15 protein-coding genes are annotated in these 15762 nt (G+C 55.9%); 4 read left to right on the forward strand and 11 right to left on the reverse strand.

The window, feature by feature from the left end:
* Positions 1-47: 47 nt before the first annotated feature.
* The 6 genes from K2184_RS10360 to K2184_RS10385 are packed head-to-tail and all read right to left on the reverse strand — an operon-like array spanning position 48 to position 7433.
* Positions 48-1325, reverse strand: a complete 1278-nt coding sequence (locus K2184_RS10360; protein WP_023329138.1) for an MFS transporter — start codon at positions 1323-1325, stop codon at positions 48-50.
* Positions 1326-1382: 57 nt separating this feature from the next.
* Positions 1383-3452 carry an FAD-dependent oxidoreductase gene (locus K2184_RS10365; RefSeq protein ID WP_163525023.1) on the reverse strand — a complete coding sequence of 690 codons (2070 nt, stop codon included), beginning with the start codon at positions 3450-3452 and terminating at the stop codon, positions 1383-1385.
* Positions 3449-4990: an acyl CoA:acetate/3-ketoacid CoA transferase gene (locus tag K2184_RS10370; protein ID WP_163525022.1), complete on the reverse strand. Its 1542-nt coding sequence runs from the start codon at positions 4988-4990 to the stop codon at positions 3449-3451. The genes K2184_RS10365 and K2184_RS10370 overlap by 4 nt, the downstream gene beginning before the upstream one ends.
* Positions 4991-5000: 10 nt before the next feature.
* The gene (locus K2184_RS10375) at positions 5001-5777 is read right to left on the reverse strand and encodes an enoyl-CoA hydratase/isomerase family protein (RefSeq protein WP_049129342.1); all 777 of its coding nucleotides are present in this window, start codon (positions 5775-5777) and stop codon (positions 5001-5003) included.
* A 9-nt stretch (positions 5778-5786) separates the two neighbouring features.
* Complete coding sequence (locus tag K2184_RS10380) at positions 5787-6632, reverse strand: sugar phosphate isomerase/epimerase family protein (RefSeq protein ID WP_049129341.1); 846 nt, start codon at positions 6630-6632, stop codon at positions 5787-5789.
* Between the two features lie 9 nt (positions 6633-6641).
* Positions 6642-7433 (reverse strand): 3-ketoacyl-ACP reductase, encoded by a 792-nt coding sequence (locus tag K2184_RS10385; protein WP_023329143.1) that lies wholly within the window; start codon positions 7431-7433, stop codon positions 6642-6644.
* A gap of 209 nt (positions 7434-7642) precedes the next feature.
* Here K2184_RS10385 and K2184_RS10390 point away from each other — a divergent pair, with 209 nt between their 5' ends.
* On the forward strand, positions 7643-8293 hold the full coding sequence (locus tag K2184_RS10390; RefSeq protein ID WP_032742537.1) for a TetR/AcrR family transcriptional regulator: 651 nt from the start codon (positions 7643-7645) through the stop codon (positions 8291-8293).
* Here the strand turns inward: K2184_RS10390 and K2184_RS10395 are convergent.
* Positions 8277-8939 carry a LysM-like peptidoglycan-binding domain-containing protein gene (locus K2184_RS10395; RefSeq protein ID WP_053064545.1) on the reverse strand — a complete coding sequence of 221 codons (663 nt, stop codon included), beginning with the start codon at positions 8937-8939 and terminating at the stop codon, positions 8277-8279. The two genes, K2184_RS10390 and K2184_RS10395, sit on opposite strands and share 17 nt — an antisense overlap.
* A gap of 329 nt (positions 8940-9268) precedes the next feature.
* Between K2184_RS10395 and fklB the strand changes: the two genes are divergently transcribed.
* Positions 9269-9889, forward strand: coding sequence for an FKBP-type peptidyl-prolyl cis-trans isomerase (gene fklB, locus K2184_RS10400; protein WP_004109064.1), 621 nt, complete (start codon positions 9269-9271; stop codon positions 9887-9889).
* Between the two features lie 305 nt (positions 9890-10194).
* Positions 10195-11598, forward strand: a complete 1404-nt coding sequence (gene cycA / locus K2184_RS10405) for a D-serine/D-alanine/glycine transporter (protein WP_004109063.1) — start codon at positions 10195-10197, stop codon at positions 11596-11598.
* 134 nt (positions 11599-11732) lie between these two features.
* Here the strand turns inward: cycA and ytfE are convergent, their stop codons facing one another.
* From ytfE to K2184_RS10425, 4 genes are all read right to left on the reverse strand, one after another.
* Positions 11733-12395, reverse strand: coding sequence for an iron-sulfur cluster repair protein YtfE (ytfE, locus tag K2184_RS10410; RefSeq protein ID WP_163525020.1), 663 nt, complete (start codon positions 12393-12395; stop codon positions 11733-11735).
* An 82-nt stretch (positions 12396-12477) separates the two neighbouring features.
* Positions 12478-13449 carry a DMT family transporter gene (locus tag K2184_RS10415; RefSeq protein ID WP_024273623.1) on the reverse strand — a complete coding sequence of 324 codons (972 nt, stop codon included), beginning with the start codon at positions 13447-13449 and terminating at the stop codon, positions 12478-12480.
* Between the two features lie 75 nt (positions 13450-13524).
* Complete coding sequence (locus tag K2184_RS10420) at positions 13525-14349, reverse strand: AraC family transcriptional regulator (RefSeq protein ID WP_004109060.1); 825 nt, start codon at positions 14347-14349, stop codon at positions 13525-13527.
* An 80-nt stretch (positions 14350-14429) separates the two neighbouring features.
* Complete coding sequence (locus K2184_RS10425) at positions 14430-15278, reverse strand: SDR family oxidoreductase (RefSeq protein WP_032728788.1); 849 nt, start codon at positions 15276-15278, stop codon at positions 14430-14432.
* 90 nt (positions 15279-15368) lie between these two features.
* Here K2184_RS10425 and K2184_RS10430 point away from each other — a divergent pair, with 90 nt between their 5' ends.
* Complete coding sequence (locus K2184_RS10430) at positions 15369-15746, forward strand: winged helix-turn-helix transcriptional regulator (RefSeq protein ID WP_004098015.1); 378 nt, start codon at positions 15369-15371, stop codon at positions 15744-15746.
* The last annotated feature ends 16 nt before the right edge of the window (positions 15747-15762 follow it).

Consider the following 15762-nt stretch of genomic DNA (forward strand, 5'->3'; position numbering starts at 1 on the left):
ACGCTGCTCAGGCCTGCATGGGTTTGCAGGCCTATGATTAAGAATGGTTATGCCGGCTGTATCTGTTTCGCGACGACGCGCTGCGGATCAACAATGGTCAGCCAAATAATCGCTGCTGCGATAAGATCAAGAATGCTCAGCGCAATAAAGAATGGCGTATAGCCAATCTGATGCACCAGCAGCCCCATTACCAGGGTGAACAGCAACTGGCCCATCCATGCTGCAGAACCCGCCATGCCGCTCACGGTGGCGACTTGGTTCTTTTTGAACAGATCCGAGGCTAACGTCATTGCCATGGTTGACAGCATCTGGTGCGCAAAGCCGCCAAGGCTGATCAGTGCAATCGCGAAGTAGACGTTTTCGACAAATCCCACGGCTGACAACGAGGTCATAAGCAGCGCGCCGATAGTGAACCCAATGCGCCTGGAGTTGACAGTGGTAATGTGGAACTTGGTGATCAACACATTCGAGAGCACGCCACCCGCCACGCAGCCAATATCCGCCGCGAGAAAGGGGAGCCAGGCAAACATAGCAATCTCTTTTAGCGGCAGATCGCGAACCTGAATTAAATACAATGGCAGCCAGAAGCTTAACGTTCCCCAGACCGGATCGGACAAAAAACGCGTCATCGCGATGCCCCAGAAATTACGCTGCTTCAGCAGGGAGAGTAATGAAGGGCGCTTATCGCCGTCAGACTGCAGAGCTTTCTCCTGTCCTGAGAAAATATACTCTTTTTCTTCATCTGAGACCCATTGATGTTTTTCCGGCGAGCGATATAAAAATAACCACATAAAAGCAAATATAATCCCCAGCCCCCCGCTAATAATAAAAGCGAACTGCCAGTGCCAGGAAATAATCGCCCAGACGACGATCGGCGGTGCCAGCATGGCACCGACGGACGTTCCGATATTAAACAGACCACCTGCCACGCCCCGCTCTTTTGACGGGAACCATTCCGATGCGGTTTTAATGCCTGCAGGGATCGCGGCGGCTTCGCTCAGGCCAAGCAGGCCGCGGAAGCAGGCCAGCGACTGCCAGTTAAACGCCAGAGCATGGGCCATATTGGCGAAGGACCATGCCAGTGCGAAGATAAAAAAGCCAATCCGTAAACCGATGGAATCCAGAATATAGCCGCAGAAAGACTGGGCAACGGTATAAGCCATTTGAAAGGACATAATGACCCACGAATATTGCTGTTCAGTAATATGCAGTTCAGTAAATAAGGTTGAGGCGGCAACACTTAATGAGCTGCGCGCCAGATAGTTAATGGCTGTGCCCAGCGCCACCAGGCCGATAATCCACCATCGTAGTCCTTTAATTTTCATTGTGATCACCTTAACGGGTTTATAGGGTACAAAGGAAAGGTTTAATGAGTTACACCGCTAGCGATAAATATTGCCGTTGAGAAAATCAGGCCAGTTCTTTTCAAAATAATGATCTTTACTATCGGCTAAGCTTCTCAGGGCTTTTTGCCGAACAATAAATTTGGCCTGCTGATAATGAATCGTCAGCTTTTTCTCTTTGTCTGACGCCTGCTCCGGTCGAAAACGCCATAGCTGCGCGGGCCCGTTACGGGTTAACGGCAGACAATCGCCTTCGGGGTCAAGGATGATCCTGGCACCCCGGCTGCCGCCGCCTGCGGAGATATAGTCGTCCAGCATTGTCAGCACCGCCGCTGATATCAGTGCCATTTGACGCCACATAAACAGTTCGGGGATTTCTGCCAGATGGCGGATCGATAGGGCATTTTTCGCCACCGCGGTAGCCAACAGGCGGGCCTCCTGTGCGGCTTGCCTGACGGCATCGACATGGCAGATAAAGCCGCCGTGGTCAGACATGCGTGCCTGGATCTCTTCCTTGACGCTTTGCAGGGAGCGGCCTGACTCATTGCGCTGCGCTCGCAGAATGACGTCGTTTACCTCCGCCAGCGGCTGAGCAGCCAGTTCAGGCACGTCATCGACCGCGTTGCGCCTGCCTGCATGTGCGATATAGCGCGCCAGACGCATGGCAAAGACCTGTCCGGCATTCAGCGCCGCGCCGCCTGGGCGGGTAACTCCGTGGGTTCCGGCGATTTCACCTACCGCAAAACAGCCGGGCAGAGAGGTTTGACCCCAGATATCGACCTCAATACCACCATTCATATGCTGATTGTTCATGGCGAACTGCAGCGGTGTTTGCGTCAAATCGTGGCCGTGCATTTTATACAGGGCGATCGATAGCGGATTCATTCGCTGCAGGCGTTCAATGGGTAGCGCTGCCAGCGCATCGTTGTTTTCCAGATAAGCCCGCACGTCGTCGTCGAGCCGTTCCAGCGAAAAGGGAAGATCGCCCGGTACCGCTTCAGGGTTGCGTTGAAAGTCCATATAGACTTTGCGCCCCAGCTGCTGCTCATGCGCTACCGCCATATCCAGCAGGCTGGAGCCGAAATCCATCACTCTGGTCGCATGGAACGGCCACTGATACCCCTTGCGGAAGATGTTGGACGCCAGCTCCTGCGTGGTGCGGTAGTAGTCGGCGAGAAAATTGTGCTCGCCGCCATCGCTATCGACGGAATAGATATAGGGAATCACCTGCACGTAGGTGCCGGATAAATTCCACGGAAAGGCGCTGCGCGGCGTGCCGATACCGAACTGGCTTTCGGTCAGATTGGTGAGCGTGATTCCCTCTTCCAGCGCCAGCCCGAGTGAGCCAAAGCATTTATTAGGGTAGACGCTGTCGCGGTAGAGCTCTCCGGGGCCGCCGGTCGCCAGGACGACATTGGGAGCGACTACCAGCGCCAGTCCCCACGGGTTATGGGCGCGAGACCCCGTCGCCAGAATTGCCCCCGCCACATGTTCCGTTCCTGATTCATCGCGCTGGCGTAATAGTTTGATAACTGTCGCACCGCTCAACAGTGGGATATTGAGCCGCTGAACCTCTTCCAGCAAAACCTTTACCATCAGACGCGAGGTGCGCGGGCCGCAGGAGGTCGCGCGTCCGGCTTCATCATGGTCGGTTTGATAGCGGAGGATCGCCCCATAGCGGTCCTCCGGCAGTTCAAGCCCAAGAAATTGCAACCCACCCAAAGTATGCAGCGAACCTACTGCTTCGACATAGGCGGTGTCGTAGTCCATGGCACCGCCGCTGGCCAGCGCGTCAGCCAGTTTAAGAAAGCTATCGCCATTGCCTGCTGTGGCGGCAGTAAACAGCGTCTGTTTATCCGAGCCGGAGCAGGCGGAGGTCCCCATATATAATCCGGCGGTCGCTAATAATACGTTTTGCTGACGGCGCTTGAGTTCAACGGCGGCGCGTAACCCCGCGGCCCCGCTGCCGACGACTAGCGCATCGGCTTTCCAAAGCGGATAGTTGACGTTATCGATCGTCAGAATGGAAGCCGGTTCCCCTTTAGCGAACCCTTTAGGAAAGGAGACGTGAGTCAGGGCATCAAGAATGGCGTCATCGATCTGGCTCATGCGTCCTCCATCGCGCTAAACAGCGCGCTGTCCATCAGGCGCGGCTGGTTAATTATCGGGCGGAAGGCCATATAAGGCAGAATATCGCGCTCAACATTAACGCCTGGTGCTATCTCGATTAACTCAACGCCCGCTTCCGTGAGCTGAAATACCGCGCGTTCAGTGACATAAAGCACTTCTTGTCCGCTCTGCCGGGCGTAGCTGGCGCTAAAGGTAATTTTTTCCACTTCCGTCACTAGTTTCGGAATCTGGCCAGATTGCTCTATTTGCAGGCCATCCGGTGTTACGTTGATCTTGCTGCCTTTGGCGTCGAAAGTGCCGCAGAACACCACTTTGCGAGCATTCTGCGCGATTTCCAGAAAACCGCCAGGACCGATCAGGTTGCCGTTAAGATGCGACACGTTAACGTTACCGTGCCGGTCCATCTCCCCCATGCCGAGGAAGGTGATGTCGATACCGCCGCCGCTATAGAATTCGAATTGATCCAACGAAGGAATAATTGCATCAGCGTTGCGCGCGCAGCCAAACAGCGCATCGTCCAGCATCATGCCGTTATGCACGCCTTGCTCCACGCTGAGCCATAAACTTTGATAGGGTACGCCTTCACGCAGGGCGATACCGGGAATGCCGCCAGGGATACCAAATCCGAAGTTAGTCGATGCGCCTGCGACCAGTTCACGCGCCGCGCGACGGGCAATCAGGCGGCGCACCGGGTGGCTGACCAGCTCTATTGCATCGCTGGAACAGAGGCGTCGGTGTTGGCCACTGATCGTTAGATCGTAGCCGCCGAGGTAGGTCTGCGGCTGCTCGCGATGCTCCACGATGCCATCGACCAGAATTCCGGGGAGGGTGACGTTGCGTGGCGCGATTGCCCCTGCTTCCAGTACATCGCGCACCTGAACGAAGACCTTGCCGCCGCTATTGTGTGCCGCCAGCGCCATTGAGTAGCTGTCCATATTGATCGCTTCCTCTTCGAGGCTGACGTTGCCGCGCGGATCGGCGTAGGTGCCGCGCACAATGGCGTAATTCACCCTGAATGGCCGGTAACGTAGTTTGGTTTCACCATCGATCTCAATTAGTTCCACCATATCTTCGGTGGTTCGGGCATTCGATTTACCGCCGCCGTGGCGCGGATCGACAAACGAACCCAGCCCGACGTGGGTGATAAGCCCCGGCCGGCCGGAGCCAATTTCACGCAGCAGCGCCTGAATCACGCCGCCGGGAAAGCAGTAAGCTTCGATCTCTTCGTTTTTTACCAGAGACTGCATTTTTGGCGACCAGGTAAAATGCCCCGCGATAATTCGCTTGAGCATTCCTGCATGGGCGAAACGGTTGCTGCCTTTGCTATCGCGATCGCCAATTCCCAGCGAGTGGATAAGCGTCAGGTCGCGTGGATGTCCGGTCTCCAGAAAGCGTTTTTCAATGGCCGCCAGTAAATAATCAGCTTCAACCATACCGCCGCCGTTGCCGCTGATAGCAATCGTGGCGCCATCTTCAATGAGCGCGGCGACGGCGTCGGCTGAGGTCACTTTATTCATTCTCTTTTCCTTACTTATTCTGGAAACTTACCGGGCTTTTGTTAGCAAAAGCCTGCGTCGCCTGCTGGCAGTCCTGGGTGGCTGACATCAAGCCGGCCAGCAGCTGATGCGAGTAGTCGGCATGCTTATTTTCCAGCGCCAGAATGAGCTGTTTAATATGCGCCAGGGCGACCGGGCCGCACTTTTGCAGAGCGCAAAGCTGATTCATCAGCCAGCCATCCGCGTCATCTTTTTCCACGACCTCGTTAATCAGTCCAGCGGACTGCGCCTCCTGGGCGCTCAGGCGCTGGCCCAGCATCAGCATCTGGCGGCCAACAACCGGGCCAACCTGATTGAGAACCCGCTCGATGCCCAGCCAGCCGGGAACCATGCCGAGCATCACTTCCGGGGTGGAGAATTTTGCCGTCGGACGGGCGATGCGGATATCGCAGCTCAGCGCCAGTTCAATGCCGCCGCCGATGGTATGACCGTTAATATTCGCCACGGTAAGCTGGGGTAAATTGCGCAGGCGTGAGAAGACCTCATTGCCGCGCTTAATCCATTTCCGCCCCATATCCAGCGGTGAATAAGCAGACCAGGATTTAATATCGCCACCCGCGCAGAAAAACTTATCTCCCGTGGCGGTTAATTCCACCAGGCGCAGCGTGGCGTCATTTTCAATTTCGTTTAAATAGCGATCGAGTAATTCGATCATTTCTTCGTTAATCGCGTGGCATTTATCTTCGCGATTCAGCGTCAGGCGACAGGAGGCCGCCGCTCTGCTGAACAGAACGGGTTGTTCATTCATGTTTCATCCTTAGCAATAATGCGCGATACGATCGACGCTAATATCCAGGGTGCTGTTGATGTCCTTTTGCCACCAGTTGTGCGGCGAGAAAATTTCTAATTCCACCGCGCCGTTAAAACCGGCGTTTTCCACTAGCCGACGAATCGAGGGAATATTAATGACGCCGTCTCCCGGCATACCCCGGTCGTTGACCAGGTCGGTGGTCGGCACCAGCCAGTCTGAGACGTGAAAGGCCAGAATGCGCTTTCCCGCCCGCAGGATCTGATTCGCGAGGTCCGGGTCCCACCAGACATGGTAAACGTCCACCGCTACGCCCAGGCCGTATTCGCCATCGGGATCGAGTTCGTCGCACCAGTCCAGCGCCTGACGTAATGTGCACAGGCAGGAACGATCGGCAGCGGTCATCGGGTGCAGCGGCTCCAGTGCGATGGGCACGCCCACGTCTCTGGAGTGAGGTAGCAGCTGACGGATACCGTATTTCACCTGCTCCCGCGCTTCGTATAAATCTTTACTTCCCCGTGCAAGCCCGCCGACCACCTGCATATAGCAGGCGGCGCTCAGGGTGGCGGCATCGTCAAGCGCCCGACGGTTATCGTCGATGGCGAGTTTACGTTCCGACAGGGTTGGGGCGGTGTAATAAGTACTGCGGCAGAATCCGGACACCGCCATGTTATTTGCCGTCAACTGACGGGCGATGTCCGCTAAATTTTCACCGGCAAGCTCTCTTCTCCACGGCGCTATAGCGCCGATACCACGTTCCGCGCAGGCATCAATAATGGCGGGTAAGGGCGTTTTATAGCCGAGCGTCGCGGTGTTGATGCTGAACAGATCGGGACATTGCAACAGATCTCTCATTATTCAACCTCAGAAACGCGGCATGCTCAGGCCGCCGTCAATGGCCACGGCCTGCCCACAGGTATAGATCAGCTTACCTTCCGCCATGGCGCGTACGGTTGAAGCGATATCTGCCGGGAAACCCCAGCGGCCCCAAGGTACCAGCCCTTTGGCAATCAGTTCGTCATAGTAGGCGGTAGCGGGCACCGTCATTTCGGTTTTAATCAAGCCTGGGCGGACTTCATAGACGCCGATTTGCTCTGCGCACAGGCGGGCGGCAAACAGGCGAGCAGCGGCTGACACGGCAGTTTTGGCCATTGTGTACTCGCCGCGATTCATCGCCAGCATGATGGCGTTAATTGAACTGACGAAAATAATCGAGCGGTGCGGGAGTTCATTTTCCGGTTTCGGCTGCGCCAGCAGGCGCTTGCTGAACGACTGGGCGAGAAAGAAGGGGGCACGGGTGTTGACGGCAATGTTTTCGTCAAAGCTGTCCGGCTGCATGTCGAGGATATCGCCCCGTTTTTTGACAGAAATCCCGGCATTGTTCAGCAGGCAATCGAGGCGGCCCCATTGATTTTGCGCGGCGTCGAGCATCTCTTCGTGCAGCGACAGGTCGGCAATATCCGCCGGGAAACAGATAACTTCTGCGCCTTCAGCAATGCACTCCTGCCGGGTGGTTTCCAGCTTTTCAACGCTTTCAGCATCCGGGCGATCGTTAATTAAAAGATTGAACCCCGCACGGGCCAGTTCAAGCGCACAGCCTTTGCCAATGCCGCGAGCGGCTCCGGTAATAACGGCAACGGATTTATTTGATCTCATTTGTAACCTCACAGTGAATAGGGGTGATCCTGGTGGCATCAAAATGCATCGGGAACACTAAAAGATCAACCATCTAGTTGGTTGGTTTGTGAGGGCGATCACCGGATTGTTAATAAATTATTGAATTATATTGTTTTAATTCTTTTTTACTGAATAGGGTTAAAATTATCGCTATGATAGGCATCGCGAAGGGTGAATGGGGAAGCGGAATGTATCTTGATACCAGCAATGCGCAAAGCTTGAAAGAAAAGCTTCTTTTAAGCGCTGTCAATGAATTTGCCGAATATGGCTACGAAGGTGCCAGAGTCGATAATATCGTCAAAGCGGCAGATTGCAGTAAACAGACCGTGTATCACCACTTCGGCAATAAAGAAAATTTGTTTATCGAAGTTCTGGAATATATCTGGAACGATATTCGTCAGAAAGAGAAAAACCTCGATGTATCAGGACTTTCCCCTGACAAAGCAATTGAAAAAATCATTGATTTTACTTGGGACTACTATATTGAAAACCCGTGGTTTCTCAAAATTGTTCATAATGAAAATCAAAGCAAAGGCGTTCATTATGCAAAATCAACGCGCCTCCCGGAAATTAACCACTCGCATCTGCAACTGATGGCTTCGCTGCTTGAGGAAGGGAAGCGACAAAATATCTTTAAAGCTGATATCGATCCTCTCCAGGTCAATATTAGTATTGCCGCCCTCGGTGGGTATTACTTAATTAACCAGCATACGTTAGGGTTGGTTTATCACATCAGCATGGTTTCGCCGCAGGCTCTGGAAGTCAGGCGTCGGGTCATAAAAGAAACGATTCTAAGCTGGCTTCTTGTGACGCCTGACTCTCTTAACGGACGCGAATAAAGCTACCGTTCGACTGGCGGGTAAACAGCACCTGCTGCCCGCCGCCGGTATCGATAGTCAGCCCGGTGACCACGCCGCTGGCATTCTGGCGGATCTGTACCGTCTGCCCGGTTTGCAGCGAGCTTAGCGGCTTACCGGCACCTTCAACCTGGGCCATGGCGTAAACGTCGGTCGGCGGCAGGTTGTGGTCGCGGAACAGCTGCGCGAGGGTTTTGCCGGATTCAATGCGGTAGGTCCGCCACTGCTGCTCAATGCCGGGAGTCGACTGCGGCTCCTGATAAGGCTGGGAAGCGGTCTGCTGCTGCGGCTGATCCAGCTGCTCATCCTGAATGGGCTCCGGCGCGACCGGCGCCACCTGATCGGCATCGTTGACCGGCGGCGTGTTGGTGATGGGCGGCAGTGGGACGGCCTGATTACCTGAAGACTGCGGCTGCGACTGAGATTGCAGGTCGAGATTCGCCTCGCGGCTGGCCTGAACTGAACTGCCGTTATCCTCTGAAGGGAGCAGAACGCCGATAACCACCAGCAGCGCTCCGGCAATAATACCGCGGCGGTGCATCGGCGGTAGCGGATCCATGAGGCGAAAATGATCCGGGGCATGCCAGATCTTCTCCAGGGTAGATTTCAGTTCAAAGCGCCCGGGCATGGCTTTCCTCCTGCTCCGCATATTTTTATCCTGCTGTCTCTAGAGTATAGATGGCTAACTTTCTGAAGGACGAGACAAAGATATGTTTCGTGAGGTTAACCTTATCTCTCTATTGTTTCTGTTTCCGTCAGATTTGTCATCATCCTGCCGACAAAGTTTTACCCGTCGTGCTGTGGCTGATATGCTGCCCACCTCTTTATACCCGTCATACTTCAGGTTGCAGATGCGTTGGCTGCAGCTCGAATTATTTAGGGTATATGTTCCGGCTTTTCTGCTTATGCTGCGTGAAGCCGTGGAATATGAAATTCTCACCCAAAAAAGGAACAAAGATGGCAACCCCTACTTTTGACACGATTGAAGCACAGGCAAGTTACGGTATCGGCTTGCAGGTTGGACAACAGCTGAGCGAATCTGGCCTGCAGGGGCTGCTGCCGGAAGCGCTGGTCGCGGGTATTGCTGACGCGCTGGAAGGTAAACAGCCGCAGGTGCCGGTGGAAGCCGTTCACCGCGCGCTGCGTGAAATTCACGAACGCGCTGACGCCGTGCGTCGCGAACGTTTCCAGGAAATGGCCGCGGATGGCGAGAAATACCTGGAAGAAAACCGCGAGCGCGAAGGCGTGAACAGCACCGAATCTGGCCTGCAGTTCCGCGTACTGACTCAGGGTGAAGGCCCGATCCCGGCGCGTACTGACCGCGTTCGCGTTCACTACACCGGCAAACTGATCGATGGCACCGTCTTCGATAGCTCCGTTGCGCGCGGCGAACCGGCTGAGTTCCCGGTGACCGGCGTGATCGGCGGCTGGATTGAAGCGCTGACCCTGATGCCGGTAGGCTCTAAATGGGAACTGACGATTCCGCACAACCTGGCCTACGGTGAGCGCGGCGCGGGCGCATCCATTCCTCCGTTCAGTACCCTGATTTTTGAAGTTGAACTGCTGGACATTATTTAAACAGCAGGTGCTTCCTCTTCCGTATGGGGGAGGAAGCCGCTTTAAATAGTGTAAAACCCTTAAGTTGAGCATTTGCTGGAGCTTTATATTGCATATCTGCTGAATGGGTGTATTTTTGTGAGCTGTTTCGCGTAACCGGAGTGATATAACACTCACTTTAAACATAAAATTAACATTATCTCTAAATCATAGTATTCATCCCTCCGATTCTTACCTAATATCGATAAACCCTCGTTCCGGGGTTAATACGAATGAAGGGCCAATAGAGCCCGAACAACACAGACAGGTACAACAGGAAAAATCACATGGTAGATCAGGTAAAAGTCGTTGCCGACGAACAGGCGCCGACTGAACAATCGCTGCGGCGAAATCTCACTAACCGGCATATTCAGCTTATCGCTATCGGTGGTGCGATAGGCACCGGGCTGTTTATGGGGTCAGGCAAAACCATCAGCCTTGCCGGGCCGTCAATTATTTTTGTTTATATGATCATCGGTTTCATGCTGTTTTTCGTCATGCGCGCCATGGGTGAATTACTGCTGTCGAATCTCGAATACAAGTCATTCAGCGATTTTGCCGCCGACCTGCTGGGCCCCTGGGCAGGTTATTTCACCGGCTGGACCTACTGGTTCTGCTGGGTGGTGACCGGGATGGCGGACGTGGTGGCGATCACCGCGTACGCGCAGTTCTGGTTCCCGGGACTCTCCGACTGGGTCGCCTCGCTGGCGGTCATCCTGCTGCTGCTGGGTCTTAACCTCGCCACCGTGAAGATGTTCGGCGAGATGGAGTTCTGGTTTGCGATGATCAAAATCGTCGCTATCGTGGCGCTGATCGTGGTCGGCCTGGTGATGGTGCTGATGCACTTCCAGTCACCGACCGGCGTGGAAGCCTCTTTCGCCCATCTGTGGAATGACGGCGGCTGGTTCCCGAAAGGCATCAGCGGATTCTTTGCCGGCTTCCAGATCGCCGTCTTCGCCTTCGTGGGCATCGAACTGGTGGGAACCACGGCGGCGGAAACGAAAGATCCTGAGAAATCCCTGCCGCGGGCGATTAACTCGATTCCCATTCGTATCATTATGTTCTACGTCTTTGCGCTGATCGTCATTATGTCGGTGACTCCGTGGAGCTCAGTCGTGCCGTCAAAGAGCCCGTTCGTTGAGCTGTTTGTGCTGGTCGGGCTGCCGGCGGCGGCGAGCCTGATCAACTTCGTGGTGCTGACCTCGGCGGCTTCTTCCGCTAACAGCGGCGTATTCTCTACCAGCCGTATGCTGTTTGGTCTGGCGCAGGACGGGCAGGCGCCGAAAATGTTCGCCAAGCTGTCGAAACGCGCGGTACCGGCGAAAGGCCTGACCTTCTCCTGTATGTGTCTGCTGGGCGGCGTGGTCATGCTGATGGTCAATCCAAGCGTCATTGCGGCGTTTACCATGATTACCACGGTGTCGGCGATCCTGTTTATGTTCGTCTGGACAATTATCCTGTGCTCGTATCTGGCCTATCGCAGGAAACGTCCGCAGCTGCATGAGCAGTCCAAATATAAGATGCCGCTGGGCAAACTGATGTGCTGGGTGTGCATGGCATTCTTCGTCTTTGTGCTGGTGCTGCTGACGCTGGAAGCCGATACCCGCGAAGCGCTGATGGTGACCCCGCTGTGGTTTGTACTGCTCGGCGCGGGCTGGCTGTTTGCCGGCAAAAAGCGTCTGGCGAAATAAAAAATCCTCGGGAGAGATGTTTAACGTTGCTTGCAACGGCCCGAAGGGGAGCAGGACGCCCGTCATAAAAAAGGCCAGCCGGGGTGGCCAATAAGACTGACAATGTCGAGGGCGCCTGCGGGCGCCTTTTTTATTTACTTTCCGGCGAGGGCACGCGGGAACAGCACGTTATTTTCGAGACTGATGTGCTCCATCAGGTCATCAATCAGTTCGTTGATGCCGTTGTACATCGCTTTCCAGGTGGTGCAGGCTTCCGCCGGCGGCGTCACGTTCTGCGTGATGTGCTTAATCACCTCCAGCAGCTCGCCCGCTTCATCATGCTCGCTTTCCATCACGCTGATAGGACCGCCGGCCTGCGTTCCCATGCCCTGTTTGATCATCGGGAACAGAATCTGCTCCTCTTTCATCATATGGCTGGAAAGCTCCTGGTGCAGCATGGTCAGATACTTGGTTAAGCCTTTCGGAACGTTGGGCTTGTCGGCGTGAACGCGCTCGACTTTAGTGGCCTGTAAAATCAGCTCCGGCAGCTGCTCGCGATGCCTGTCGTGATAGCGAACGATAATGTGATCGATAATTTCCGCATAGGGCGCAACCCGCCAGTCGCGCTCTACCGGCTCTTCCGCCAGTTTTGCCAGCTCGGCTTCAATCACCGCGACGTCCAGCTCTTTGCGAGATGCCGCGCGTTCCAGCGTCTGTTTGCCGCCGCAGCAGTAGTCCATATCGTACTTACGGAACAGCGCGGAGGCGCGCGGAATCGTCAGCGCCAGCTCGCCTAAAGGTTGGCCACGGAAAGCCATAGCAGTTACCTCGTCATCAAGAATATAAGTTGTATTTTAAATGCATCTTATGTTCCAGGGAATACCCCTTTAGGGTACCAGGCTATTTTTTCTCGCTGACCAGTTTCTGCAGCACGGGTTTTTCCGGACGAGCACGCACGGCAGACACCACGCCGAGCACCAGCAGCAGAATACCGCTTAGGGTCAGAAGCGGGGGCAGACTCTGGCGCAGAATAAAGGTATACAGCAGTCCGGCAAGGGTTTCGAAGACGATCAGCGGCCCGAGGATCACCGTTGGCAGACGCTGGCTGGCAACGTTCCAGCACCACGCCCCAACCCATGAACAGAAGATAGCGATCGCCAGCATCAGGGTGACGAACACCGTCGGGCGCGGGCCGAAGGGGAGCGGGAAGTCCGGGTGCTGTCCATGCAGCCACCCGCAGGCGATAAGGTATCCGACCAGCGATACCGGCAGGGTCACCAGCGCCTGCGCGGTAGCCCACATCATCGGCGGTTTATCCGGGTTTTCCCGCAGCCAACGGGCGTTGCGCAGCGCGTACCAGGCCCAGCACACCACCGAGATCAACGCCAGCAAGATACCGGAGCCGTAGCGCCACGGGCTGAAATCGGGTAAGCCCTGATGCAGTTCAGCGATATTGACGCATGCCAGGCCGAAGGCAATACAGACCAGCGCCGGGAACAGTCGCCGCCACGGCAGCTTTCCATCGCGCTGGCTATAGAGCAGGTTGGCGAAAACCGGCAGCACGACCGGCAGAGTGCCGATAATCATGGTCGACACCGGCGCGCCGGTACGCTGAATCGCGCTGGCCAGGCAGACGTAATAGATTAAGTTGCCCATCAGGGTCAGTCCCAGCGCCGTCCACCAGTCTTTCCTGGCGAGCTGGCGCAGCCGTGCGCGGCCCAGCCAGGCCAGCGGCAGGGCGATCAGCCCCAGCGCCAGATAGCGCCCCATCGACTGTAAAACAGCCGGGTATTCCGGCACCAGTAAAGGGCCCACGAATATCAATCCCCACATCAGCCCTGCCAGCAGGGCGTACAGCACACCACTAATCATCATGCTTTCCATTACTCTTTTTGTTGGCGACAGTGTAGGAGAGGCTTTAGCGGGAATATTGTATGAGGTTGCGCATTAGCGCGGGAGAACCTGCTTTTGATAACGTACCGGGGTAATGCCGTAACGGCGGGTAAACGCGCGGGTCAGGTGCGACTGGTCGGTCAGTCCGGCGGCGAGAGCGACGTCGGCAGCGGGCATACCGTGGGTGAGAAACGCTTTGGCGCGCCACAGGCGAATGGCCATTAACATCTGGTGCGGCGTAACGTGGAAGTGCGCTTTGAACTGGCGCTGGAAATGGTACGGGCTCAGCGCCGCCACCTGCGCCAGCTCATCGAGGGTCACCGTACGCATATAGTTATCATGCAGATAGTCTCGTACCCGCTCGAAGCGGTGGCGAGCTTCGGGCAGCGCAGCGGCGTGGTGAGCGAATGGCCGGAAGGTATCGATTAAATCCAGCAGCAGACCCTGCTGCGCGAGCGGATCGTCAGTATGCCACAGGCCGTAGATGAGATTGCCGATTTGCCGGGAGCGAAGCGGGTCCTGACGCACCACTTCGCTGAACCACCAGTGGCGCACGCCGGTCACCTTTTCCAGCGTATCCGGGTCGAGATAAATCATCCGATAGCGCCAGCCGTCGGCAGTCTCCGCCTCGCCGGTATGCAGTTCATCGGGATTCATGGTGACGATAGAGTTAACCGAAGCTACATGCTGGCTGCCGCGATAGCGAAAACGCTCGGCGCCGAGCTCTATCGCGCCGATACCAAAGGCTTCATGGGTGTGCGGTTCAAAGGCGTAGCGGGAGATGTGGGCATGATACAGCTCAACGCCGGGCAGCTGCGCCAGATGGCGAAAGCGCGCGCTGTCTCTTTCATCATTAAACTGTTCCGGTACGCCTTGCATGCGATAACTCCCGACGGACATCCGTACATTATTGAGGATGGCCCGCCGGGATGCTACAAAAATTAACCACTATGTAACAGTTACAGAATGCCTTTGACGCTCTCTGCCAGCGTCGTGGTTGGGCGACCGATGAGCTTACTCAGGGTGCGGCTATCGTCGAACAGCCCGCCTTTGGAGGCGCCGGTATCAGAATTCGCCAGCATATCAGCCAGGCCTGCGGGCAGGCCGACGCCCTTCAGCGCGGCGGCGAAGTCGGCTTCGCTGAGGTTTTGATACACCACGTTTTTACCGCTTTGTTTGCTCAGCTCAGCGGCGAGTTCGCTCAAAGTCCACGCCTCATCGCCCGCCAGTTCATACACTTTTCCGGCGTGGCCCTCTTCGGCGATAACGCGAGCGGCAGCGGCGGCGTAATCCGCGCGGGTAGCAGAGGCGATTTTGCCGTTACCGGCAGCGCCGATAAACACGCCGTGCTCAATCGCCGGCGGCGCGCTGGCGAGATAGTTTTCGGTGTACCAGCCGTTGCGCAGCAGGGCATATGCAATGCCGGAGTCGGCGAGCATCTGCTCGGTGGCGATATGTTCATCCGCCAGCCCCAACGGGGAGGTATCGGCGTGCAGCAGGCTGGTATAGGCGATAAATTTCACGCCGGCAGCTTTCGCTGCATTAATCACGTTGCGGTGCTGGACGGCGCGCTGGCCGACCTCGCTGGAAGAGATCAGCAACAGTTTGTCCACGCCCTGGAGGGCGGCGGTCAGGGCCGCTTCATCGCTGTAGTCGGCCTGACGAACCCCTATGCCCCTTTGGCTCAGCGATTCGGCTTTTGCCGGGTTGCGCACGATAGCCACAACCTGGCCCGCGGGGACGGTTTTTAACAGGTTTTCCAGGACGTGTTGGCCAAGCTGGCCGGTTGCGCCGGTAATTGCGATCATGGGTCTTCTCCTTCGTGTTCATTGGCAGTTATGGTAAGCTAACACCTTAACTAACTTTTAGTAAGTACGCACAAAAAGGTAAGTATGAATATGGCGAATCTGACGCTGAGCGAGCAGCTACGTAACGGCAACCTGTTTGCCGAACAGTGCCCCTCGCGGGAAGTGCTCAAACACGTGACCAGCCGCTGGGGCGTACTGATTTTGGTGTCCCTGCGCGATGGCACCCATCGGTTTAGCGATCTGCGGCGTAAGATCGGCGGCGTCAGCGAAAAGATGCTGGCCCAGTCGCTCCAGGCGCTGGAACAGGACGGCTTTCTTAACCGCGTGTCGTATCCGGTGGTGCCGCCGCACGTTGAATATAGTCTGACTCCGCTCGGTGAGCAGGTGAGCGAGAAGGTGGCGGCGCTGGCGGACTGGATTGAGCTGAACCTGCCCGCGGTTCTGGCGAACCACGAACAGGTAGCCTGAGGTTGATGTCAATGTA

This window comes from Klebsiella sp. K5-306, assembly GCF_051835185.1.
Taxonomy (GTDB): domain Bacteria; phylum Pseudomonadota; class Gammaproteobacteria; order Enterobacterales; family Enterobacteriaceae; genus Klebsiella; species Klebsiella oxytoca.